Genomic DNA, 22,999 nt, shown 5'->3' on the forward strand with positions numbered 1-22,999 from the left:
CAGGCCTCAGCCCTTCAGCACTTTGATCTTGCCGTCGAGCAGGTCCTTCATGATCTGATCGAGCTTCGCCTTCTGCTCGGGCGTCGCACCGCAGATCACCATGCTGGAAGCCTCGGGCCCCATCTTGAGACCGAACTCCTTGTAGCCGGCCTTCCACGAGCCCTTCACCGCCTCGTCGATCGCATATTGCACCTGGTAGCCGGTGCCGGTGATCGAATAGGCGACGTAGAGCGGATCGGTGCCGCAGCGATCGGTGTAGCTGCCGATGATGTGGGTGCCCTTCTCCTTCGCGGCCTGCTCCATTCCGCGCAGGCCGAGGTTCAGGATGTGGTAGTGGATGTCGGCACCTTGCGCGATTGCGGCCAGGGTTGCTTCCTTGGCCTTGGCGACGTCGTCGAAATCGCCGGTATAGTTCTCGGTATATTTGATGTTCGGGTTGATCGACTTCGCGCCGTTGCCGAATTCCTTGCCGGCGTTAACGATCGAGGGAATTTCGAGGCCGCCGACATAGCTGATCGCGCCGGTCTTCGACAGCATCGCGGCCGCCGCACCGGCGACATAGGCGATCTCGGCCTGCTTCACGTCATAGCCGGCGACGTTCGGCGCGCTCTCCCCGTCATTGCCGCCGACGATCGAGAAGTGCACCTTGGGAAAGCGCTTCGCGATCTTGTACACCGACGCCTGGGTCTGGCCGCCGACGCCGATCACGAGCTCATTCTTGCTCGCCAGATTGGTCAGCGCCTGATCCATGTCGGCGTAGTTGATGTTCTCGATCATCTGCACCTGGACCTTGTCGCCGTACTTCTTTTCGGCGGCCATCAGGCCGTCGTAGGACGACTCCATCCATCCCTTGTCGGACTTCGATCCCGGAATGAGGATGCCGACCTTGAGCGGATCGGCGTGGGCCGCGTTTGCGGAAAGCGCGAGCGCTGCGGCAAGCAGCGCGGCCTGAAGAACCAAACGGCATGACCTCATGGAAAAACCTCTTGCACACTGCGTTAAATCGTCCGGCGACTTTCGCGCAGCAAGCGGCATGCCAGAGATTCAATGCATTGATTTCACTCAATAATCACATTGAGAAGTCCGCTCGAAACAAACAAATGCTTACTTTTTATCCAGACCGCGTGAGCGTTTGTCGGATTCATGGGCAAAGGCACCGGCGCGCAAGCGAGCCGGCGTTGAAAATCCTCGCGAAATATCTCTGGCAGCGAATTTGCACCTCCTCATCGCCATCCATGCACCGAGCGCGCAACGCGATCCGCACGCCGGCCTCGCCTGAGGAGAAGACGATGAAGACGAGTGAACAACGCGCGGAGCCGACCTCGGGCGGACGGCTTGGGCTCGGCCGGCAATACACGTGGTGGGCGACCGAAACCGACGTGAACATGGCGATGCCGCAGCCGACGCCGGTTCCCGTGACCATTGCTTGCGCGCCGCAGAACGTCACGGTCGATCTGCTGCGCACCGCGATCATCGTCGTCGACATGCAGAACGATTTCTGCGCGGCCGGCGGCTGGGTCGACCACATCGGCGGCGACTATCGCCCGGACCGCAAGCCGATCGACCCCCTGCAACGCCTGCTGCCGGCCCTGCGCAAGGCCGGCGTGCCGGTGATCTGGGTGAACTGGGGCAATCGGCCCGATCTGGCCAACATGCCGCCGAACCAGATTCACCTCTACAAGCCGAAGGGCACCGGCGTCGGGCTGGGTGATCCCCTGCCCGGGAGCGGCGCGCACGTGTTGGAGAAGGATTCATGGGCCGCTGCGATCGTCGATGAGCTGCCGCAGGAGCCGCAGGACATCAAGGTCGACAAGTATCGCATCAGCGGCTTCTGGGACACGCCGCTCGACAGTATCCTGCGCAATCTCGGCGTCAGATCGGTGCTCTTCGCCGGCGTCAATACCGACCAATGTGTGATGCATTCGCTGACCGATGCCAACTTCCTCGGCTATGGCTGTCTCCTGGTCGAAGATTGCTGCGCCACCTCGTCACCGGACTTCTGCACCGAGGCGACGGTGTGGAATGTGAAGAAGTGCTTCGGCTTCGTCACGGACTCCTCGGCCATCATCAGCGCGCTCGAAAAGCGCGGCTGACGTGGGTACGGCCGACACGACGGGACGCGGACCGGATGCCGATATCGGCGCATTCGTTCCCGGACCACCGGTTGCGCTGGAGCCGACGGCCGCCGGGCCACTGCGTGGCCTGGCCTTCGCAGTGAAGGACCTGATCGATGTCGCAGGCCATGTCACCGGCGGCGGCAACCCCGACTGGCAGCGCACGCACGCGCCGGCGGCAGGCTCGGCACCGGCCGTGAACCGGCTTCTGGCCGCGGGCGCTTCATTGCGCGGCAAGACCGTGACCGACGAACTCGCCTTCAGCCTCGAAGGCGTCAATGCCCATTACGGGACGCCACTGAATGCGGCCTGCCCGGATCGGATCCCCGGCGGATCATCGTCAGGTTCGGCCGCCGCGGTGGCCGCCGGCCTGGTCGACGTCGCACTCGGCACCGACACCGGCGGATCGGTGCGCGTGCCGGCAAGCTTCTGCGGCCTGTTCGGCTTCCGCCCGACCCACAACGCGATTCCGTTGACGGGCGTCGTCCCGTTCGCACCGTCCTACGACGCGATCGGTTGGTTCGCGCGCGAAGCCGCAACGCTCGCCGCGGTCGGCGATGTCCTGCTGCCAATGACCTCGCCGCCGCGCATCACCAGATTGATCGCCGTGCGCGACGCGCTCGAGCTGGCCGATGGCTCGGTCGGCGCGGTCATGCGCGACGCCTGCACAAAGCTCGGCGTCAGCGACGAGATCACGATCTTTGACGACCGTGGCGACGACTGGCGCGAATGCTACCGGGTGCTTCAGGGAGCAGAAATCTGGCGCGAGCTGGGCGCCTGGATCACGGCAACGAAGCCGGCCTTCGGCGATAACATCGCCCCGCGCTTTGCGGACGCAGCGTCCATCACCGCAGCAGAGGTCGCACGTTGGACGCCGATTCGCGCGGCCTTCGCGGCGCGCGTCCGGGCGAAGCTTGCGGATGGCACAGGGCTGGTGATCCCAACGGCACCCTCGCCTGCCCTGCGGAAGGACGCCAACGGCGAGGAGATCGGCGCCTTCTATCAAAGGGCATTGGCGCTGACCTCGATCGCCGGTCACGCCGGCTTGCCCCAGATCACGGTTCCCGTTGGCCTGGTCGATGGCTGCCCCGTCGGCCTGTCGATCGTCGCCCCGGCCGGTCACGACCGTGCGCTGCTCGATGGCGCCCGCGCCTTGGCGCTTCCATTCACGGCCAGCAGAATGACATGACCGAACGTCTCTCCTCCAGCGCAGATCACAATCCAAAGCCGCGGCGGCGACCGCGCCGCTCCGCCGAGCAGAACCGTGCGGAGATCCTGCGTGCGGCGACGGCCGAGTTCGCCGCACATGGCTATGCCGGTGGCCGCATCACCCGGATCGTCAAGAAAGCCGGCGCCAACCCGCGGATCATCTACGAGTTGTTCGGCAGCAAGTCCGAGCTTTATGTCGCAACCCTGGAAAGCGCGCTCAGCGCGCTGCGAACCGAAGAGCTCACCCTCGACGTGATGCATCTCGATCCGCTGGAGGGACTGCTGAAACTGTTCGATTTCATGAACGGGCATTTCGAACGCAACGGCCACCTCGTGAGCCTGCTGCGGACCGAGAACCTGCTGAAGGCGCGCTTCATGAAGAAGTCGCCGCGCATCCACGAGATGTCCTCGCCGGTGCTCTCGATGACCAAGCGCCTGCTGGCGCGCGGTGTCGCCGAGGGCGCGCTTGCCCCCGATATCGATCCGCTGCGACTTTACGTCATGATCGCTGCGTTGAGCCAGTTTCATCTGACCAACGTCCACACGCTGTCTTCGATGTTCGCCAGCGACCTTGCAGACCCGGCGTGGCGCGCCAGCCGACGCGACGACGCACGCAAGATGCTGGCGGCCTATCTGAAGCGAAGCTGACCTTCGGTCTAGGTCTGCCGGCTCAGAAGACAGCTATTGCACCTCCATCAGCCTCGCCTTCGCCGCGAGAGGCTGCCGGCCGAGGATGAAGTCCGCTGCCTTTTCCGCAATCATGATCGTCGGTGCGTTGGTGTTTCCCGAAACCAATCGCGGCATGATGGACGCATCGATAACCCGCAATCCATCGATGCCGTGGACGCGAAGGCGATCATCGACGACGGCAAGCGGGTCGGAACCCATCTTGCACGTGCCGACCGGATGATAGATGGTTTCGGCGGTTTGACGCACATAGGCATCGACGTCTGCATCTGAATTCGCGCGAGGACCGGGGGCATATTCTTCGCCTCGATACGGGTCGAACGCCTTTTGGGCGATGATGTCACGGCCGATCCTGATGCCGTCACGCATGTTGGCCCTGTCCTTTTGTGCCTCCAGATAGTTCGGCTGGATCGAGGGATGCTGCCGCGGATCCGCCGATCTGATCTTGATCGTGCCGCGACTTTCGGGACGCGCGATGTTGAAGTAGGCCATGAAGCCGTGCTCGTTGGTGATCTGGCGACCGTGATCGCTGTACATCAACAGAACGAAGAAATATTGCAGATCCGGTGCGACCAGATCGGGTTGCGACTTCAGGAACGCCATCGCCTCCAGACCATGGGACGTTGCAGGCCCCGTCCTGGTCAGCACATACTGGATGAAGGCCTTGGTGGCGCCGAGCGGCTTGGTGTGCTTGAGGAACGAGATCGGCTGGGTGCAGCGCTGCTTGACGCCGCAGGCAAGGTGATCCTGCAGATTCTGGCCGACGCCTTTCAGCTCGTGAACGACCTTGATCCCGAGCGATTGCAGATGATCGCCATCGCCGATCCCCGACAGCTGCAACAGTTGCGGCGAGTTGATCGCGCCGCCCGACAGGATCACCTCGCGCTCGGCCCGCAGCGTGTGGAGCTGGCCGTTCCGGATATACTCGACGCCGACGGCGCGGCCGCCTTCGACCAGGACGCGCGACGCCAGCGCCTTGGTGATCACCTGGAGGTTCGGACGGCTCATGACCGGATGCAGGTAGCACCGCGCCGCGCTGGCGCGCCGGTTGTCACCGATGGTGCTGTCGACCGGACCGAAGCCTTCCTGGTCCGCGGCGTTGAAGTCGTCGGTCGCGGGAAATCCGGCCTGCTTGCCGGCTTCGAACCATGCCCTGGTCAGCGGATGGGTGATCTCCTTCATCCTGCTCGTCAGCAATGGGCCATCGCCGCCGTGATAAGCATCGGCTCCCGCCTCGCGTCCTTCCGAGCGGATGAAATAAGGCAGGCAGTCCGCGGCAGACCAGCCTCGATTGCCGAGCTGCGCCCACATGTCGTAGTCGGAGACATGGCCGCGGATATAGACCATGCCATTGATCGCGCTTGATCCGCCCAGCACCTTGCCGCGCGGCCAGAACAGGATGCGGTCGTTCAGATGCGGCTGCGGATCGGTGTGGTAGTGCCAGTCGACGCTGCCCGACTTCATCAGCGCGAGGTATCCCGCCGGCATATGGATGAACGGATTGGTGTCCCTGCCGCCGGCCTCGAGCAGCACGACCTTGCTGTCCGGGGATGCTGACAGACGGTTCGCCAAGACGCATCCGGCCGAGCCTGCGCCGACGATGACGTAGTCCACCATGTTTTCCTCCGGCTTCTTATGTTTGGTGACGCCCGCGCGGCCGCGGCGCTCGAGCTAGGCCCGCATCAGGGTACGCGACGGGGTCTCGTTGGGCCCATTGATGACCTTGCCTGTGGTCGGGTCGAACAGGCGGATGCGGTCGAGTGCGGGAACCAGGCTGATCGGATCGTCAGGCGCCAATTCGAGGCGATCTTGTGTGATGGCGCAGATCTCCTGTCCTCCGATATCCGCGTAGATATGAATTTCGGGACCGGTCGGCTCGACGACGGACACCTTGGCCGGGATGCCCGCGCCGCTGGTATCCGGCCGCAGATGCTCCGGCCGGATGCCGTACTTCACGACCTGCCCCGCGGTCACATTGGCGCCCGGCGGCAAGGGCAGTGAGACGCCGTTGGCGCGCACAACCAGCCGGCCCGCTTCGGCGGCGACCTCGCCGGACAGGAAATTCATCGACGGCGAGCCGATGAACTCGGCGACGAACAGGTTCGCCGGACGGTCGTAGATGTCGAGTGGCTTGCCGATCTGCTCGATGTGGCCGTCGCGCAGCACCACGATGGTATCGGCCATCGTCATCGCCTCGATCTGGTCGTGGGTGACATAGACCGTCGTGGTCGACAGCTTGTGGTGCAGCTCCTTGATCTCGGTTCGCATCTGCACGCGCAGCTTGGCATCGAGGTTCGACAACGGTTCGTCGAACAGGAACACGGAGGGATCCCGCACGATGGCACGGCCCATCGCCACGCGCTGGCGTTGACCGCCCGACAACTGCCGGGGCTGGCGGTCGAGATAAGGCGTGAGATTGAGGATCGACGCGGCCCACTCCACCTTGCGCCGGATCTCCTCCTTCGGGACCTTCTTGAGCTGCATCGAGAACGCCATGTTGTCGAACACGCTCAAATGCGCGTAGAGCGCATAGTTCTGGAACACCATCGCGATGTTGCGGTCCTTCGGATGCAACTCGTTGACCACGACATTTCCGATGCTGATCTGGCCCGACGTGATCGGCTCGAGACCCGCGATCATCCGCAGCAGCGTCGATTTTCCGCAACCGGACGGCCCCAGCAGCACGACGAATTCGCCGTTGGCGATCGAGAGATCGATGCCGTGCAGCACCTCGAACCCGCCATAGGATTTGCGTACGCTATTGATGGTGACCGATGCCATGACTGAACCCTTCCGCTACGCAGCCGCCCGCGCCGACAAAATGTGCTCCGCAATCTCGACGAAGCCCTCGCCGCCCCGCTTGTTGGCCACGAAGGCCGGCGTTGCAGCCATCGCGCCTTCGAAGTCCCGGACATTCGCGACACCGCAGGCATATGGAAAGAACCCGAACATGGGCGCGTCGTTCGGACTGTCGCCACAGAACACAATGCGGTCCCTGGCGGCATCGAGATCGAGGCCCAGCCTGTCGCGCAGGAAGATCCGGGTCATGGCGAGCTTGTCGTAGCGCCCGAACCATCCGTTGACGTGGATCGACGACACCTTGGCGATGCCGCCTGCGCTCTCGAACAGCCACACGATCTTGTCGACGGCATCGCGCGGCAGCGGCGGCACGTCCTCGCAAAAGTCGATTGCAAGATCCGCCTCGCGGTAGAGCTGGTCGGCGGAGATCGCAGCTCCCGGCACCTCGGACAGGATCCGCTCACTGAGCGCCCGCAGCTTATGCCGGTTGGCGGCGCGCTCGGCTTCGCTCGCAATGAACTTGCGCTCCATCTTGCGCGCGACCGGATCGTGCCGGAAGTAGAACGCGCCGTTCTCCCCGATCACGCCGTCGACCGGCCAGAACCGCGCAATCATATCGCACCAGCCCGCCGGCCGGCCGGTGACCGGGACCACGGCGAGGCCGGCCGCGCGCAGCCGTTCCAGCGCGGCGTAGGAGGCCGCGGAGAGCTGGCCGTCCGTGGTCAGCGTGTCGTCGATATCGGTTAGGACGCAGACGATCCGGCGCGCGGTCTCTGCGGGAAAGCACGAGATCGGCTTCATGAGGACGCGCCCTCGGCGAACGCCGCGAGGCGCGCGTTCCAATCGAGCATCTTCGGCCAGAGGTCGGCGTGGATAGCGCGCAGCTCGGCATAGCGCGCGACATTGGCCGCGACAGGCTGGAAGATCCTGGCCGGCGGCCGTGTCATCGCCGCGGTTGCCTCGGCGATGGTCCCATACCAGCCACAGCCCTTGGCGGCGGCAATCGCAGCACCGAGCGACGAGGCTTCGCGTGCCGTCGAGCGGGACACCGGACGCCCCGAGGCATCGGCCAGGATCTGCAGCCAGAGATCGCTGTCCGACCCGCCGCCGATCGCCGAGAACTGCCCGATCTCGCCGCCGGTCACCGCCGCGATCTTCTCGGCTTGCGCGGCAACCTCGAGCGCGATGCCTTCCAGCAACGCGCGATAGATCGCGCCGCGCCGGGTCGAGCCCGACAGCCCGGCGATGACGCCGCGCGCATAGGGGTCCCAATAGGGGGTCATGCAGCCGAGCCAGTACGGCAGCACCACGACGCCCCCCGCCCCGATCGGACATGTTGCGGCTTCAGCTTCGAGCGCCTTGAACGTGCTGCGCTGCGCCGCCGGATCGATCCCGAACATCTCGCGCGCCATCCAGTCGACCAGGAACGTTCCGGTCCGGACGCACTGCTCGTAGATGTAGCCGTCGTCGCACACCGCTTTCTCGGTGCGGAATGCGCGGTCATAGGCATAGTTGAGGCCGTAGCTGCCGGAGACAACGGCCGTGCCCAGATTGATGTAAGCGCCGCCCGGCGAGGTGACGCCGGCGCCGGTGCTGGCGCATTGGCCGTCGCCACCGCCGGAGATGACCGGCGTCCCGGCGGACAGACCGGTGAACGCGGCTGCCGTCGGCGTGACCTCACCCATCCGCATGCCGGGCCGCTCCAGCGACGGCAGCTTTTCCGCGGCAATGCCTGCGGCATCGAGGATCTCGACCGACCAGGTGTTGCGCGTCATATCGAGCAGCCCGGTCGGATCGGCTGACGCCGTCGATGTCCGCCACTGACCGGTCAGGCAATGCGTCAGATAGCCGTGAACCTCGGCGAACCGTGCGGTGCGCGCGAAGATGTCGGGCTCCTGCTCCGCCATCCAGATGATGCGGTACAGGCACGGCAACACGTCCAGCGGCTTGCCGGAAATCGCATGGACGCGTTCGGCGCCGAACGACTTGCCGAAGCGCACGACCTGCGGCCGCGCTCGCTCGTCGAGCCAGGTCATGCCGGGCCTGATCGCGGTGCCGTCCTCGCTGAACGCACTGAACGTCTCGCGTTGATTGGAGATCGCCAACGCCGCGATGCGGCCGGCACCGACCTGGTCGGTGATGCCGCGCAAGGCCGCCGCCGTCGAATCCCACCATTCGTCCGGGTTCTGCTCGAAATAACCCGGCTGCGGATTGGCAAGGCCGATCGCCTTGCGTCCTTCCGCGACGGCACGACCGCTGCGGTCCCAGGCGATCGCCTTGGTCGCCGAGGTCGAGCTGTCGATACCGATCACCAGATCCTTGGTCATGCCGCCTCATTCCACAAGACGCGAAGGCGGCCGAGGTCGCCTTCGCAAGTTCTTGTCGTGCGGGCCCTTAGAGCAGGCCGGCATCCTTCACCTTGGCATCGATGTCCTTGGCCAGGGCATCCATGCACTTCTGCGGGTCGCCGCCATAGGCCTGGCCGGTGAGCAGCTTGCCGAGCTCGGTCGGGATCTCGTTGGTCGACAGGCCCGCCCACAGCGCCATGTGCGGCTCGGTCGCCATCGCATTGTCGATCACCCACTTCACCGTTTCGAGGTGCCGCGTGGTGCCGGCGCCGACCTTGGCCTTCGCCTTGACCCGTGGATCGGCGAACGAGGAGTTGCGCATCGGTGCGAAGCCGCCGAGCAGCGTGCAGCGCGTCATGATCTCCTTGCAGCAGCCCCACTGCATGAAGATCCACGCCGCTTCCTTGTTCTTGGAGTATTTCGACAGCGAGATGCACGAGCCGCCCTGATGGCCGAGATTGGGCTGCTCGTTGAATCCGGCATCCGACGGCGAGCGCAGCTTCTTGGCGGTCAGCGGCTTCGCCGGCTCCCACAGGCCCTTGACCTTGGAATCGTCGGCGTCGAGACCCGGGAAGAATTCATCCCAGCTCTGCACCAGCGCCACCTGGCCCGAATGCATCATCTCGAACTGGCCGTCCCAGGTCGATGCCGTCGAGTTCGGCGGCGAGACCTTCAGCAGCTCCTGGTACCATTTCAAGCCGGCAACGCCCTGCTCGTCATTGCCCGAGAATCTCTTGTTCTTGTTGAAGATCGAGCCGCCATGGCCCCATACCGCCTGGCTCCAGTCGCATTCCAGCGAGTAGTGGCCGGACTTGGCTTGCAGGCCGGTGCCGAACACGCCGTTGCCTTTCTCGGCTTCGGTGATCTGCTTTGCGGCAGCGAGGAAATCCTCGTAGGTGGTCGGCACCGCGATCTTGTGCTTTTCGAGGATGTCCTTGCGGTACATCAGCGTGAAGATCGGAATGTCGAACGGAATGCCCATCCACTGTCCTTCGACCTGGGCGACGTTCTTGACCAGCGGCTTGGAGAAGTCGTCCCAATCGAAATCCGGCATCGCCAGTTCCGGCTTGTCCTTGTAGTAGGCCACCGGATCGACGCAGTCGGGCTGGAACATCGAGATCCAGGACTGATCGAGATAATAGAGGTCATAGGACCCGAGCTGGCCCTGCACGTCCTGCGTCGCCTTGGCGAGCACCTGCTCGAGCGGCACGATCTCGACCTCGACCTCGATGCCGGTCGGATCGGTGAACTCCTTCTTGATCTGGTTGAGGATCACCGACGGCGGCGTCGACTCGGTCGAGTAGCGGATCTTGGCGCCCTTGAACTTGCTGCCGACGTCCTTCAGCCATTTGGCCTGATTGTCCGGCAGCCCCTCGGCATAGGCCGCGGTGCCGATCATGTTGCCGGTGCGCAAGCCCCTGGGGTTGCCGAGCATGCCGGCTCCGAAGGCGGAGAAGCCGACGCCCGCCAATCCCATCCGGCGCAGGAATTCGCGCTTGGAGATCTGCTTGTTGGTGTAGGCGTTGGCGCTATCGACGATGAATGTCTGCTGGTCGAACTTCTTGAAACTCATAGATACTCCTCCCAACGTTTTGTTTGACTTTGTAGTCCCGATCCGCGCGCCTACTCCTTGAGAGATCCGAGGGTCAGGCCACGGACAAGTTGCTTCTGAACCAGCAGGATGAAGATGAAGCTTGGGATCACGGCGGTGGTGCCGAGAGCCGCGATAAATCCCCATTCCGAGCCGGTCGAGGTGACGAAGGTCGTGATCTTGACCGGCAGCGTCCGTATCGAGTTGGTCAGGAACAGCGACAGCAGGAATTCGGTCCACGAGAAAATGAAGCAGAGCACGGCGGTCGCCGCGACACCGCCCTTCACCATCGGCAGCACGACGCGCCAGAATATCTGCAAGCGCGAAGCCCCGTCGATCATGGCGGCTTCGTCGACGTCGACCGGCACGTCGTCATAGAAGGACTTCATCAGCAGCACGGCAATCGGCAGGTTGATCAGCGTATCGACGATGATCAGGCCAAGCCGGGTGTCGAGCAGCGACATGTAGTGGAACATGAAGACCACGGGCACGATGATCGCGATCGGCGGCATGAAGCGCTGCGACAGGATCCAGTTCAGATAGGCCTGCCGCCCGTAAAAGCGCATCCGTGACAGCGCGTAGGACGCCAGCACCGCCAGCAGCACCGTCAGCGCGGTCGCACCGATCGCGACGATCAGGGAATCGATGATGGTCTGCCGGCTGTCGTAGGAGCTCGCACCGCCCACTCCAAAGGTATTGCCGGATTCGATCGCAAGCTCAGCCCGCGACTTTCCGAGCATGGTGACCTGATAGTTCACCAGCGTCGGCTTGAAGTCGAACCAGACGATCCCGTCCTTGTCGAAGATCGCCGATGTCGGCTTGAACGACGTCAACGCCCACCAGAACAGCGGGAACATGAAGATGCCGACCACGAGCACCGCGGCCACGTCACGCAATCGCTTCTGCCAGAATGTTTCCTGCATCAGAACCGCACCTTGAACAGCTTGATGAACAGGCTCGAGGTGACGATCACCAGCAGCAGCGTGAACAGTGAGATCGTCGAGGCATAGGGGAAGTCGGCGTTCTTGAAGTAGATGGTGCCGGCGTAGGACGTCAGCGTCTCGGTCGCGGTGCCCGGCCCGCTATCCGTCATCACCTTCACGTAGTCGTAGATGCGGAACAGATCGACGCCGCGGATCAGGACTGCGAGCGCGATGATCTTGGAAAGCATCGGCAAGGTCAGCCGGAAGAAGGCCTGGCTCGTGGTCGCGCCATCGATCGCGGCGGCCTCGAACGGCTCCTTCGGCAAGGCACGCAGCCCCGCCAGCATGATCAGGACCATGAACGGCGTCCATTGCCAGATATCAGCCAGCAGGACGCCCAGCAGCGCCGTGCTCCCCGAAGCCAGGATCGGATGCTGCGGCGGCCACAGGCCGAGCGACACCAGGCCGGTGCTGATCACGCCAAAGGATCCATCCAGCATCAGCAGGAACATCATGCCCGTGACCGCAGGCGGCACCACGAGCGGCAACGTCATCAGCGCACGCAGCAGCCCATAGCCCTTGCGATCACTGTCGAGCAGCAGCGCGATGGCAAGCCCAAGGCAAAGCTCGATCAGAAGCGCCGTGACGGTGTACAGATAGGTGTGGCCGATCGCACCCCACACCCGGTCGTCGGCGAACAGCTTTCCCCAATTCCAGGTGGGATTGAAGACATTCAGGCGCGTGATCGGGTTGCGCTTGAAGAACGACAGCCAGAGTGCATAGAGCAACGGATAGACACCGAACGCCAGGATCAGCGCGGTGATCGGCGCGAGCCACGGAAACGGGTGCTCCGAGGTCAGAAATCGCGGCCAGGCACGGCGGCGCGGCGTCTCCGATACCGGCACGTCGACAGCCAGACTAGGTACCTGGTTCGAAACCATAGACGTTTCCTCGCGCATCTTTTTTCTCATGGCGCCGGGCTCTGCGGCCGGTTCGCCTCGTTCTCGGGGTCTTCAGGGCCGGCGCGGCACTCCGGTTCGGGACGATCGAGCCGCGCGCGGCACCAGCGCTCTCGCCGTTGCCACGTCGGTGACCAGGATGGTTGCGTAATTGTTGTTGAGCGCGGCGAACACCGCGTCGATCTTGTCGGCGCCGCCGGCAATGCAGATCCGTTCGGGCACCTCGGCGATTTCGTCGAGTGTCAGGCCGATCATCCGGTTGTCGAGCGCGCCGAGCAGCGGCTTGCCATCGCGATCGATGAAGCGCCCGCTGACCACGCCGACCGCTCCGCGCGCGACATATGGCCCGATGTTCTCCGGCGACATGTAGCCGCTGCGCATCGCGGTGCCGGCATCGTCGACGCTGCCGACACCGAACAGCACCTTGTTGCTGGTGCGGATGATCCTGAAGGTCTCGACCAGCGCCGGCTCCTGCACGAACAAGCGCTTGATCTGGGCGGTCGAGACGATGCCGGGCGCGTGCAGGTTGACGCAGCGCGCGCCGAGCCTGGTGGCGATGTTGGACGTGCACAGCTCCGGCGAAAACTCCGTCGTCCCGATCGAACAGCCGGTGATCTGCGCGACGGTGACGCCGGGAAGCTTCATTTCGGGCAGCGCCGCCGACAGCGCCTGCACCGTGCGCCCCCAGGACACCCCGAGCACATCGTCGGGCTGCAACCGCTCGATCAAAAGCCGCGCGCCGGCCATGCCGATCCGCTCATGCACCGGCAGCCGGCCGCCATCATCAGGCACGACAAGGCAATTGGTCAGCCCGTAGGCGTCCGCGACCTCGCGCGCGAGACCGATGGTCTGCAGATGCCGCGACGACACCGCGATGGTGACGATGTTGCGGTCGCGGGCCTCCTGCAGGAAGTTCACCACCGACGCGCGCGAGACGCCAAGCTGATCGGCGACCTCCTCCTGCGTCATGCCCTCTTCGTAATAGAGCCACGCCGCCCATACGACGGGATCGCTGTCGAACTCGGCGGGAATCGACAGCGCCCTGCGCTTGATCCGCGGCGGGGTCACTTGGCGTTGCAGCGTCCGGGTCATCGACGATCCAGTTTCGACGTTCTGTACAAAATGCACACCGAGTTGACATTTGTCAATTGTCTCGCTTAATTGCCAATCGCTTTTGTCAAATGTCACGATCAGGGCGCGACACCGAAGATGTGGCGCGGGATGTTGTCGATGCCGAAGCAGAACTGGACCGCTCTGATTGACGATATGGTGGCTGGCCGCTGGACCAATCCGCTGACCGGCGCACAGATCAAGGTGCCCTACGATTCCATCGTGATCGAGGACAGCCTCGACGGTCGCGAGGCCGACCTGGTCGCATCCCTAGCGCTCGGCGAGCGCCTGGCGCTGGTCGCCGATGAAGCGACTTACGAGGCGATGGGCGCGCGCGTCGAAAAAGCCCTGCGCAAGCTCGGCCCGATCAGGACCATCGTGATGGAGCAGCCCCACGCCGACATGGTCGAAGTTCGCGGCCTGACCGAGGAGTTGCGCGGCTTCGATGCCGTCGTCGCGGTCGGCTCCGGCACCGTCAACGACCTCTGCAAATACGTCACCGGTCTCGACGGGCGGCGTTATTGCGTGTTCGCGACCGCGGCGTCGATGAACGGATATACCTCGTCGACGGCGTCGCTGACGCTCGACAGCGGCTTGAAGGTGTCGCTGCCATCGCACACGCCGTCCGGGTTCTTCGTCGACCTCGCGGTATCCGCTGCGGCGCCGGCTTTCCTCGCCGCATCCGGCTTTGCCGACTGCCTGGCGCGCTCGGTCGCGCAGAACGACTGGTGGATGTCGCACCGGCTGTTGGGCACGGCCTATTTCCAGGAACCCTACACGATCCAGGCCGCCGACGAGATCGAGCTCAACAAGCGCGCCGGCAATCTGCCCAAGGGCGACATCGAAGCCATGGGTTATCTCTATCGCGTGCTGACATTGTGCGGGCTCGGCATTTCCTTCACCGGCATGTCGCACCATGGCTCGATGGGCGAGCACCAGATTTCGCACTATATCGATTGCTTCGCCGGCAACCGGCATCCCGGCAGCCTGCACGGCCAGCAGGTGGGCATCGCATCCCTGAGCATGGCGCGGTTGCAGCAGCACATGCTGTCGAGCGATCAGCCGCCCTCCGTTCAGGCGACACTGATCGATGCAACCGACATGGCGCGCCGCTTCGGCGACGAGGTCGCAGCCCAGTGCCTTGCGGAGCTCAAACGAAAGGCCTTCGACGCTGACGGCGCCATCGCATTCAACCGCAAGCTCGAGGAGACCTGGCCCGCGCTGCGCCGCGAGCTGGCAGGCTTCACCATTCCGGTCGACGAGATGAAGCGGCTGCTCTCGGCTGCCGGCGGCGCCACGACCGCCGCCGAGCTCGGCGTGCCGATCGACCTCTATCACGAGGCCATCATCCATTGCCGCGAAATGCGCAACCGCTTTTCATTCCTCGACATCGCCGCGGATGCCGGCACGCTGGCCGCGTTTGCGCAAGGCGAAATCTAGCGGGAGGGCCGTGACATGACTGCAAAGCCGCTCATCGCCGTGACGGGCGCGAGCTCCGGGATTGGTGAGGCAACCGCCCGCGCCTTCTCTGCCGCCGGCCACCCTGTGCTCATGATGGCCCGGCGGATCGACCGGTTGGAGGCCATGCGCCTGTCCAACTCGATCTGCCGACAGGTGGATGTGCGCGACCGCGCGGCGCTGGCCGCGGCGGTGCGCGAAGCCGAAGCCAAGTTCGGCCCCGTCGACATGATGTTCGCCAACGCCGGCATCGCAAGGCTTGGCGACATCGGCAAGCAGGACCCGGCCGACTGGGACGAGATGATCGCCATCAACGTCAATGGCGTGATGAACAGCGTCCACGCCGTGATGTCGGGCATGATGGCGCGCCGGCACGGCACGCTCGTGATGATGAGCTCGATCGCCGGGCGCAAGGTCTATCCCGATCATACGGTCTATTGCGGAACGAAGTTCTTCGTTCATGGCGTGTCCGAGAGCCTCCGCGAGTATCTGTCGGCGTATGACGTCCGCGTCATCGTGATATCGCCGGGGATTATCGAGACCGAAGTGCTTGACGGCGTGAAGGACCCGGTGACCCTTGCCAATTACAGAGCCAACAAGGCCGCGATCGGTGGCGGCATCGGGGCCGAACATGTCGCAGACCTCATTCTCGACGCCTACAACCTTCCACAGAACGCGCTGGTGCAGGAAATCTGCATCACGCCGACCCGGCAGAAATTCTAAACGCCGGCCGCACCAACCGCCAGGGACCAACGATGACCGACACCGAACTTCAGCTGCGCGAGATGATCATTGCGAAATGCCGCTGGATGAACGCCACAGGACTGAACCAGGGGACGTCCGGAAACATCTCGGCGCGCCACGGCAACACCATGCTGATCTCGCCATCCGCGACGCCCTATGACTCGCTGACTCCAGACATGATCGCGGCGATGCCGATCGACGGCGAATACGGATCATGGGAGGGACCGCTCAAGCCCTCCACCGAATGGCGCTTTCACCTCGACATCATGAAGGCGCGTCCCGAAGTCGGAGGCATCGTTCACACCCATTCCACCTATTCCACCGTGCTGGCGATCGCGCGCAAGGAGATTCCGGCGTGCCACTACATGATGGCGGCGTTCGGCGGCATGAACGTACGCGTCGCCGGCTATGCCAGATTCGGCACCAAGGAATTGTCCGAGAATGCGCTGAACGCCCTGGAGAACCGGACCGCCTGCCTGCTTGCCAACCACGGAATGATCGCAACCGGCGCATCGCTGGAGAAGGCGATGTGGCTGGCAGTCGAGCTCGAGACGATCGCCCGGCAGTACTATCTCACGCTGGCAATCGGCGGACCGGTCATCCTGAGCCAAGCCGAGATTGCCGAGACCGCGGCCGCGTTCGGCAGCTATGGCGTTCAGGATCCGCCCAAGGGGCTTGGCACCCGTCGCGAGAGTGCGTGACCGGCTTCCTGCTGGAGAATCTCCGACCTGCACCTGCGGACATTCGCTGACGAGGATCACTGCGACAAGGGCGATAAGAAGCGTCAACTCGTCTGGTCATGCACCCGACCCTGGAGCGCATTCGCCGAGCCGCGCCGTTCGTCACGCGTGCCGCACCACCTATCAGCTGGATGGCAGACCGCCCGGCCCGGCCTGCGAGACGACGAGCGTGGCGAGAATTGTCCTGTTGCTGATCTCGAGCTTGCGGAAGATGTGGTGCAAGTGAACCTTGATTGTCCCGTCGGCCACCTTCAGGCGGCGGCCAATCTCCTTGTTCGACAAGCCCTCCGACACCAGGCTCATGATCTGACGCTCGCGGTCGGTCAGCACCGCCAGATATTTCTCCGGCATTGCGGTTTGCGCACAAGAGAGCGCTTCCTCGCACGCGGGCGGCGGCAACATCTTCTGGCCGTCCGCGACCTGCCGCAACGTCTGTACGAGCGTCTCCGGCTCCTCGTCGTTCAGGATAACGGCATAGGCCCCCGCTGCCGCCAACACGGCGAGGTCGCGATCCTCGACCGAGGTGGCGAGGAATACGAGCCGCGCAGCAGCCGTCCCTGCCTTTGCGACGTCGAGCATCGCCTGCCCCAGAACGTCGGGCATCGACATATCCAAAATGGCTATATCGGGCGCCAAGCTTCGTATTGTCTCGAAACAGCTCGCACCATCGTTGCAACGAGCGACAACCTTGAAATCATGTTCTGCTTCGAGCAGGCAGTTCAAACCCAATAAGACAACTGGAAATCTACTCGCAATAACCACACGACTGAAATGCATTTACGACCAACCCTCACGTCCCTCCAGTTCGGCTCGGCGCCCCGCGTTCCTTAATCAGGCTACTCCAATATGAGGCTTTTCAGTAAGGTTTTGTTGTCGCGGGCATCCGGGAATCTACGGCCAACGCACGCGGAGAAGCATTATTCCGACAACGCATAATCGCAACGGTGGCCCAACTCACCCCGGGCGAGTACCCTCGACAGGCAGCCATGGCCCATCCGGGCTACACCAGCGGCTTTCATATTATGGTCGGCATGCAAACAATGCCTATAACCAAAGGTATATAGGGATATTGGGGATTAGCATCTAACATTCTTAAATATTTTCAGAGTGGGCTCGGGACTTTTCGTCCTCAGATTTGCTGCTTCAAACGACCAAGGCGGATTTTTCATACGACGTTGTTTTTAACTGGGCGGAACCAATCACCGAACATGAACCGGATTCAACCGATCAGCCCATTGTTTCATTGTAGCGTCCAGGAGAGTTTCCATGAGACGACGATATCCTTTTTCCATTGTGCTTGTTGGTGAAAATAGTCTTCGCAAAGAAGGTCTTGCCAGAATTCTGAATTCGGAAAGTTTTCAAGTCCTGGCTTCAATATCCGATGCCGACGGCTTGCTTGGCGGCGACGCGCATCAGAAAGCTCCGACCAGCCAGCCGCTGCTGCTCCTCATTGTTCATACCGGCGATGATTTCCGCCCGACAATCGAGCAGATCGAATCCTTCAAACGTCGTCACGTCGACGGGCGCGTGGCAGTCGTCGCCGATCAATATCGTGTGAGCGACCTCGCTGCCGCGCTTCGCGCCGGCGCCACCGGATACTTCATCGACGTGATGAATTGCGACGCGTTCATCAAGTCGATCGAACTCGTCATGATGGGCGGGACCGTGTTCCCGCCGGCCTTCCTGACGTCCGCGCTCGATGCCGAAGAACACGACGCAGACGATGCGCCGGCCCCGATCGACGACGATCGTGCCGTCGCGGAGGCCGATGACCGGCTTGCTCGGCAATTGTCGCCGCGGGAAGTCTCCATTCTGCAGTGCCTGATCGAAGGCGACTCCAACAAGTGCATTGCACGCAAGATCAATATCGCCGAAGCCACGGTGAAGGTTCACATCAAGGCGATCCTTCGCAAGATCCGGGTGCAGAACAGGACCCAGGCCGCGATCTGGGGCCTGAACCATCGGCCTGCGGCCTGGCCGAAAAGCAACGGCTCTGCGCATCAAGCCAATGATGCCGAGCGGCCGCTCCCGCTGAAGCGGGAAGCTCCCAGGATCGCACGAGCGAGCCAGCCGGCGCCACTCGGCACGCTCGACCACGCCGTGAAGTATTTTGAAGTGCCACTCACGAACGGCCACGCCCACGGCGGCATGAACTCGAAGATCGACGGGGCGATCCGGCTTCGCAAATAGCTGACGCCTTCCCGCTTGACGTCCCGCCGGGTTACCCCAGCGGGACGTCGCGCGAACTGCGACCGGGCTTGACCGATCTATCCTCCATTTGCATCCGCGTGCGGCTGAACGACGGGAGCTCCGGACCAAACGGGAGTCGTTGGGAGCCAACCTCTGCAAGGGCCCCCGGACGGGCGGACCGTTGTTGTTAGCGGCGTCTTTCGGCGAGCAACGACAGCAGACCACCGAGCACCAGTGCGGCGAGGAACGTCAGCGCGAACAGCAGCGGACCGTTGGGACCGGAGGGTATCATCACGGCTTCCGCGGGCAGTAGCGTTTGACCCGCAGCGAACCTGACCACGTCATGCGCCGGCGCGCCGTCTTGGTTGTCGAGCGCGGCATCCTTCTCCGCGCCCTCCATGACCTGCTTCAGACGTTCGAGTTTGGCTTGGGCGCTGAGATAGGTCGGATGACGCGGGCCCAACACGGCCGAAAGCCCGGCCAATTCCCGCTCGGCCGCGGCGTACCCCTCCGTCGCCTGTGCGCGCAGCCGCCCGCGCAGATATTCGGACGCAACCCAATTCGCCAGGCTGGCCGCGCGCTCCGGGTCCGACGTGGTCACCGCGATCGAGATCAGATAAGACCGCGGATCGTTGGTGACGGTGATTTGCTTCATGAGATGTGTGATCGCGAGCTCGCGCGGCGTTGTCGCGGGATGAGGCCCGAAGTACTGCCCGACATGGGACAACACCCGCTCCAGGCGGCTCGGGCGCGTGTATTCCGGGTCCTGATCGAGCCGCAGTGCCGACACCACCGCGCTGGCGGTGCCGCGCGACCGGATGATGCGCGCCGAGCTGTCCACGACGGCGGCCGCATCGACGGCTGCTGTCGATTGCAGCCTTTCGCCGGCGATGTTTTCGTTGCGGACGAAGTCGAGCTGAATGATGGCTTCGCCGGTGTATCGCGATGCCATGAACATGAATGCGACCAGAAAGGCGGCCAGGGCAACCACGACGGTTCCCGTGACGAGCCGCCGGTGCCTCCATACGACACCCAGCGCATTATGTACGACCTGCTCATAATGCATGCGGGGGGCGTTGATCGCGCCTGTCTCGACAAACATGTCCTGATCTCCCGAACGGGGGCTGGTCCCCGATCTTTGCGAGTGGCCAAGGCGGTTGGCCAGTAGCCGATGGCTCAGTGACGTCATCGTATGAAAATCCTGAAAGTGGCCCGGTTGAAAAGCGCGCCGACCAGCGCACGGGCCTGAAGGCGGTCGGCTACCCTGAGCAGATCCAGAAACAGGTGCTCGCCGTCGGATCGGCCGGCCAGTTCCGTCCGGCCATCGCACCCGTCAGCTTTTCGGTCGACGAGAGCGCCGACGATATCGAGCAGACCCCGCTGATAGGAATAGCGCGAGACCGTGCAGCCGAGCAGCCGCGCCTCCCTGCTGCAGCGGATCTGCGCCGGAGCAAAGCTGAGCGTAGCCGCCCGAAACATCGGCAGGTCGGCTTCGGTGTCGCCGATCGCAATCGTCTCGGCGTCCGGTCCCAACACCCGGTCGCGCAGGGCCGCAAGGCCTGTCCCCTTGTTGACGCCCTTTGCTACCACGGTGGTATCGCTCGTGGTCTGACGGAAGCAAAGCCGGTCGAGCCGCAGCGTCGTGATCAGATCACGCACGGTCAGCGTTGGCAGCGGGACCGGGACGCCCTGGCCGACGGTAAAGCGGCGCATCCGCGATAGCAGGCTCTGGGGCTTCTTCTCGATCATGTAGGCTCGGATGGAATATCTGTGGCGCTCGTCGAGAAAAACGCCGGGAAGTTGTCGCAGCGCTCTCCTGAATTCGTCGAGCTGAACCAGCGAGTCCTGATCGAGCAGCGGCAGTCCGTGCCCGGCAACGGCATCCCACAAATAAGCGCCGCTTTCCGCCACGCCCCCGGCCAGTCCGTAGGCTTCACAATAATCCTTGACCTCGTAGACCGACCGCGCCGTGTTGAGCGCGACCGAGCAGCCGTGCTTTGACAGCAGGGAAAGAGCCTCAATGCCGGCCGCCGTCGTGGACGGATAACCGAAGATGCGCCGATCCACGACGCCGTCGATGTCGAGGAACACGAGCGGCGAGCGCCAGGACACCGCTCGCGAGGGCCGACATCGCGCACCGCAGAATCGAGCGGTCTGTACGGTCAGGAAATCCCATGCACCGAGGAAGCGGCGGTGCTGCTCCTGCTGCTGCTTGCCGCACTGCACGACACTGAAAAGATTCTCCTGCGCGGTCTCCATCGCCCACAGGCCGGCCAGCAGCTTGCTGATGAAGAGCCGGTCTGCAACCGACGCGTCGCCGGAATGCTCGACGTAACGGCGGACCAATCGATCCTCCTCGTCGGGCGACAGCTCGAAGCTCAAGATGGCCTCGGCGAGGTCGTAAGCCGGATCGACGCTGTTCAGCAGGGTCTTGCCGAGGCCATGCCCAAAATAGCCCGTCTTCAACAGGCCCGTCCCGCCCCCGATCCACCCGGCAGGTCCCATGTTGCCATCGATCAGCGTGGGATATGGGCAATGCAACCGATAAAGCCGCTGCTGGATCAGCGACCGCATCGGTACGTCGAGCACGAAACTGCCATACGCGCGGCCGAACGCCTCCGCCAGCAGCGTCCAGCCGTTCTCGTACACGGCCTTGCCCGCTACACGCGACTTCGGCAGCGCCAGCAGACGGGTGCGCGCAGCAACGTAGCAGGCCACCCGGTCGATCCAGGAATCGCGATTCAGTCCGACGTCCATGGCAGCCTGCTTTTGCGGCAGCCACTCGCTGTAGAGGATGCCGTCGCGCAGCCCAAGGATCGGCGCAACGAATTCGGACAGCCGCTGCGCGACAAGGAACGCCGGGTAACCGAGGTATCCCAGTCCAACGCTCTTCGCCACGAAGTGACGGATCTCGCGATCGCCTTGCGCAGTCTGCAGCTGCACCTTGAATATTCGCTTCAGCGTCGCGCCTCGCTTGGCGCCCGCGCCGTGCTGTGGACCGCCGTCGAGTTCCTCCGCCCGCCAGCTATCCAGCACCTCGACAGCGGCGAACCCGCGCGGTGCAAGGTATTCGGCCAATCGTGCCTCGACGATCCCGGGATCAAGCAGCTGCTGCTTTCGCCAGCGCTCCGGCTCGAGCGTGATCACCAGGCCGTCCGGCAACGCCGCCGCCCAATCGGGCGTTGCCGGATGCGTCGGTACCAGCGCCCTTATCCTGGAAAGGTCGAAGCCCGCCTGACGCGCGATATCGACGGCAAGAACGATCGTGCCTCCCGAATTCGGCGGGTCGTCGACAATGACGAGCGTGAAGCCCTGCCGGGCGTATTCCGACAACTGCCTGCGCTCCGACTTGCTCGGGCCCTTCTTCGGCTGCACCGTGAGCTCGGCGATCCGGCCGTAACCTTCAGCCTTGAAGAAGGAGCACAACAGCGCGGAAAAGTAGGTGCCGGCCGTTCGCAAACCCAGGACGAGAACCGGATGCGACCTGTCGGGAACCTCCCGCATAAATTGTCGCCCCAGCTCGAACACATCGACAGGCGTCAGATCGAGCCGATTGAATGCGGACGGGATGCCCAGGCGAATGTCGCGCAGACCGGACGGGAACCGCCAGCGCAACAACGCCGACAGCTTCCCGATCACCTCCGCAAACGGCCCCGCATCGCCTTCCGATTGCATCAGGCCGGCAAGGAGCATGTCGAGCCCGTTCTGCCACTCCTGTCTCCAGCGACGAAGCTCAGACCTGTGCCGCAACGGCCACGTCTGCGCGACGTTATCGGTGGTCCATGATGCGAGACGCCCGAGCCGGGTTTTTGCCAGCTGCGAAGGTATGCGCAGCGTGTGTCCGCGCAGATATTCGTCGACGCCATTCAGAATCGAGCACGAAAGCAGATATATGTTTGTGGCAACGTCCCTCGCCTGCCAGCCCGGTTCAACATCGCCGAGCCGGTCGAGCTCGGCGGCAAGTCGCTCGCTCGCTTCGCCGACCGTCAAATGAGGATCGAGGCACCAATCGTAGGCGGAATAGAACCTGGTCTCGGCCGGCAGGGGGTCCAGCACCACCGTCGATCGCTCGATTATCGCCTGCCTCTCCAGCATCAACATCGCTATCTCGGCTCCGATTCCCCAGA

At 63.6% G+C, this 22,999-nt stretch carries 19 protein-coding genes; 7 read left to right on the top strand and 12 right to left on the bottom strand.

The features are described 5' to 3' along the window. Positions 1–6: 6 nt before the first annotated feature. Complete coding sequence (locus ACVINW_RS35030) at positions 7–960, bottom strand: BMP family protein (protein ID WP_456755497.1); 954 nt, start codon at positions 958–960, stop codon at positions 7–9. A 329-nt stretch (positions 961–1,289) separates the two neighbouring features. Here ACVINW_RS35030 and ACVINW_RS35035 point away from each other — a divergent pair, with 329 nt between their 5' ends. The 3 genes from ACVINW_RS35035 to ACVINW_RS35045 are packed head-to-tail and all read left to right on the top strand — an operon-like array spanning position 1,290 to position 3,971. Then, a complete protein-coding gene (locus tag ACVINW_RS35035) occupies positions 1,290–2,093 on the top strand; it encodes a cysteine hydrolase family protein (RefSeq protein WP_456755498.1) in 804 nt (267 codons plus the stop codon). 1 nt (position 2,094) lies between these two features. Continuing rightward, positions 2,095–3,303, top strand: coding sequence for an amidase (locus ACVINW_RS35040; RefSeq protein WP_456755499.1), 1,209 nt, complete (start codon positions 2,095–2,097; stop codon positions 3,301–3,303). Beyond that, positions 3,300–3,971: a TetR/AcrR family transcriptional regulator gene (locus ACVINW_RS35045; protein WP_456755500.1), complete on the top strand. Its 672-nt coding sequence runs from the start codon at positions 3,300–3,302 to the stop codon at positions 3,969–3,971. The genes ACVINW_RS35040 and ACVINW_RS35045 overlap by 4 nt, the downstream gene beginning before the upstream one ends. A gap of 33 nt (positions 3,972–4,004) precedes the next feature. On the opposite strand, the gene ACVINW_RS35050 is transcribed toward ACVINW_RS35045, so the two are convergent. From ACVINW_RS35050 to ACVINW_RS35085, 8 genes are all read right to left on the bottom strand, one after another. Then, the gene (locus tag ACVINW_RS35050; RefSeq protein WP_456755501.1) at positions 4,005–5,627 is read right to left on the bottom strand and encodes a choline dehydrogenase; all 1,623 of its coding nucleotides are present in this window, start codon (positions 5,625–5,627) and stop codon (positions 4,005–4,007) included. Between the two features lie 54 nt (positions 5,628–5,681). Beyond that, positions 5,682–6,791, bottom strand: a complete 1,110-nt coding sequence (locus tag ACVINW_RS35055) for an ABC transporter ATP-binding protein (protein ID WP_456755502.1) — start codon at positions 6,789–6,791, stop codon at positions 5,682–5,684. A 15-nt stretch (positions 6,792–6,806) separates the two neighbouring features. Continuing rightward, positions 6,807–7,610, bottom strand: a complete 804-nt coding sequence (locus tag ACVINW_RS35060; protein WP_456755503.1) for an HAD-IIB family hydrolase — start codon at positions 7,608–7,610, stop codon at positions 6,807–6,809. Continuing rightward, complete coding sequence (locus ACVINW_RS35065) at positions 7,607–9,136, bottom strand: FGGY-family carbohydrate kinase (RefSeq protein WP_456755504.1); 1,530 nt, start codon at positions 9,134–9,136, stop codon at positions 7,607–7,609. The genes ACVINW_RS35060 and ACVINW_RS35065 overlap by 4 nt, the downstream gene beginning before the upstream one ends. Before the next feature lie 67 nt (positions 9,137–9,203). Continuing rightward, positions 9,204–10,730 carry an ABC transporter substrate-binding protein gene (locus ACVINW_RS35070; protein WP_456755505.1) on the bottom strand — a complete coding sequence of 509 codons (1,527 nt, stop codon included), beginning with the start codon at positions 10,728–10,730 and terminating at the stop codon, positions 9,204–9,206. Between the two features lie 50 nt (positions 10,731–10,780). Beyond that, positions 10,781–11,671 carry a carbohydrate ABC transporter permease gene (locus ACVINW_RS35075; RefSeq protein ID WP_456755506.1) on the bottom strand — a complete coding sequence of 297 codons (891 nt, stop codon included), beginning with the start codon at positions 11,669–11,671 and terminating at the stop codon, positions 10,781–10,783. Continuing rightward, positions 11,671–12,612: a carbohydrate ABC transporter permease gene (locus ACVINW_RS35080; protein WP_456755507.1), complete on the bottom strand. Its 942-nt coding sequence runs from the start codon at positions 12,610–12,612 to the stop codon at positions 11,671–11,673. The genes ACVINW_RS35075 and ACVINW_RS35080 overlap by 1 nt, the downstream gene beginning before the upstream one ends. A 72-nt stretch (positions 12,613–12,684) precedes the next feature. Next, positions 12,685–13,722 (bottom strand): sugar-binding transcriptional regulator, encoded by a 1,038-nt coding sequence (locus ACVINW_RS35085; RefSeq protein ID WP_456755508.1) that lies wholly within the window; start codon positions 13,720–13,722, stop codon positions 12,685–12,687. A 138-nt stretch (positions 13,723–13,860) separates the two neighbouring features. On the opposite strand from ACVINW_RS35085, the gene ACVINW_RS35090 reads away from it, so the two are divergent. The 3 genes from ACVINW_RS35090 to ACVINW_RS35100 are packed head-to-tail and all read left to right on the top strand — an operon-like array spanning position 13,861 to position 16,643. Continuing rightward, entirely contained in the window at positions 13,861–15,180 is a 1,320-nt protein-coding gene (locus ACVINW_RS35090; RefSeq protein ID WP_456755509.1) for an iron-containing alcohol dehydrogenase, read from the top strand. A gap of 15 nt (positions 15,181–15,195) precedes the next feature. Then, positions 15,196–15,921, top strand: coding sequence for an SDR family oxidoreductase (locus ACVINW_RS35095; protein ID WP_456755510.1), 726 nt, complete (start codon positions 15,196–15,198; stop codon positions 15,919–15,921). 32 nt (positions 15,922–15,953) lie between these two features. Further along, entirely contained in the window at positions 15,954–16,643 is a 690-nt protein-coding gene (locus ACVINW_RS35100) for a class II aldolase/adducin family protein (RefSeq protein WP_456755511.1), read from the top strand. 162 nt (positions 16,644–16,805) lie between these two features. Here ACVINW_RS35100 and ACVINW_RS35105 read toward each other — a convergent pair whose 3' ends face one another. After that, on the bottom strand, positions 16,806–17,459 hold the full coding sequence (locus tag ACVINW_RS35105; RefSeq protein ID WP_456755512.1) for a LuxR C-terminal-related transcriptional regulator: 654 nt from the start codon (positions 17,457–17,459) through the stop codon (positions 16,806–16,808). A 489-nt stretch (positions 17,460–17,948) separates the two neighbouring features. Here ACVINW_RS35105 and ACVINW_RS35110 point away from each other — a divergent pair, with 489 nt between their 5' ends. Beyond that, the gene (locus ACVINW_RS35110; protein ID WP_456755513.1) at positions 17,949–18,872 is read left to right on the top strand and encodes a LuxR C-terminal-related transcriptional regulator; all 924 of its coding nucleotides are present in this window, start codon (positions 17,949–17,951) and stop codon (positions 18,870–18,872) included. 187 nt (positions 18,873–19,059) lie between these two features. Here ACVINW_RS35110 and ACVINW_RS35115 read toward each other — a convergent pair whose 3' ends face one another. Both ACVINW_RS35115 and ACVINW_RS35120 read right to left on the bottom strand, forming a co-directional pair. Next, positions 19,060–19,974, bottom strand: coding sequence for a hypothetical protein (locus tag ACVINW_RS35115; RefSeq protein ID WP_456755514.1), 915 nt, complete (start codon positions 19,972–19,974; stop codon positions 19,060–19,062). A gap of 83 nt (positions 19,975–20,057) precedes the next feature. Then, positions 20,058–22,973 (bottom strand): HAD hydrolase family protein, encoded by a 2,916-nt coding sequence (locus tag ACVINW_RS35120; protein ID WP_456755515.1) that lies wholly within the window; start codon positions 22,971–22,973, stop codon positions 20,058–20,060. Positions 22,974–22,999: the final 26 nt, after the last annotated feature.

The organism is Bradyrhizobium sp. USDA 4461 (genome assembly GCF_054055655.1).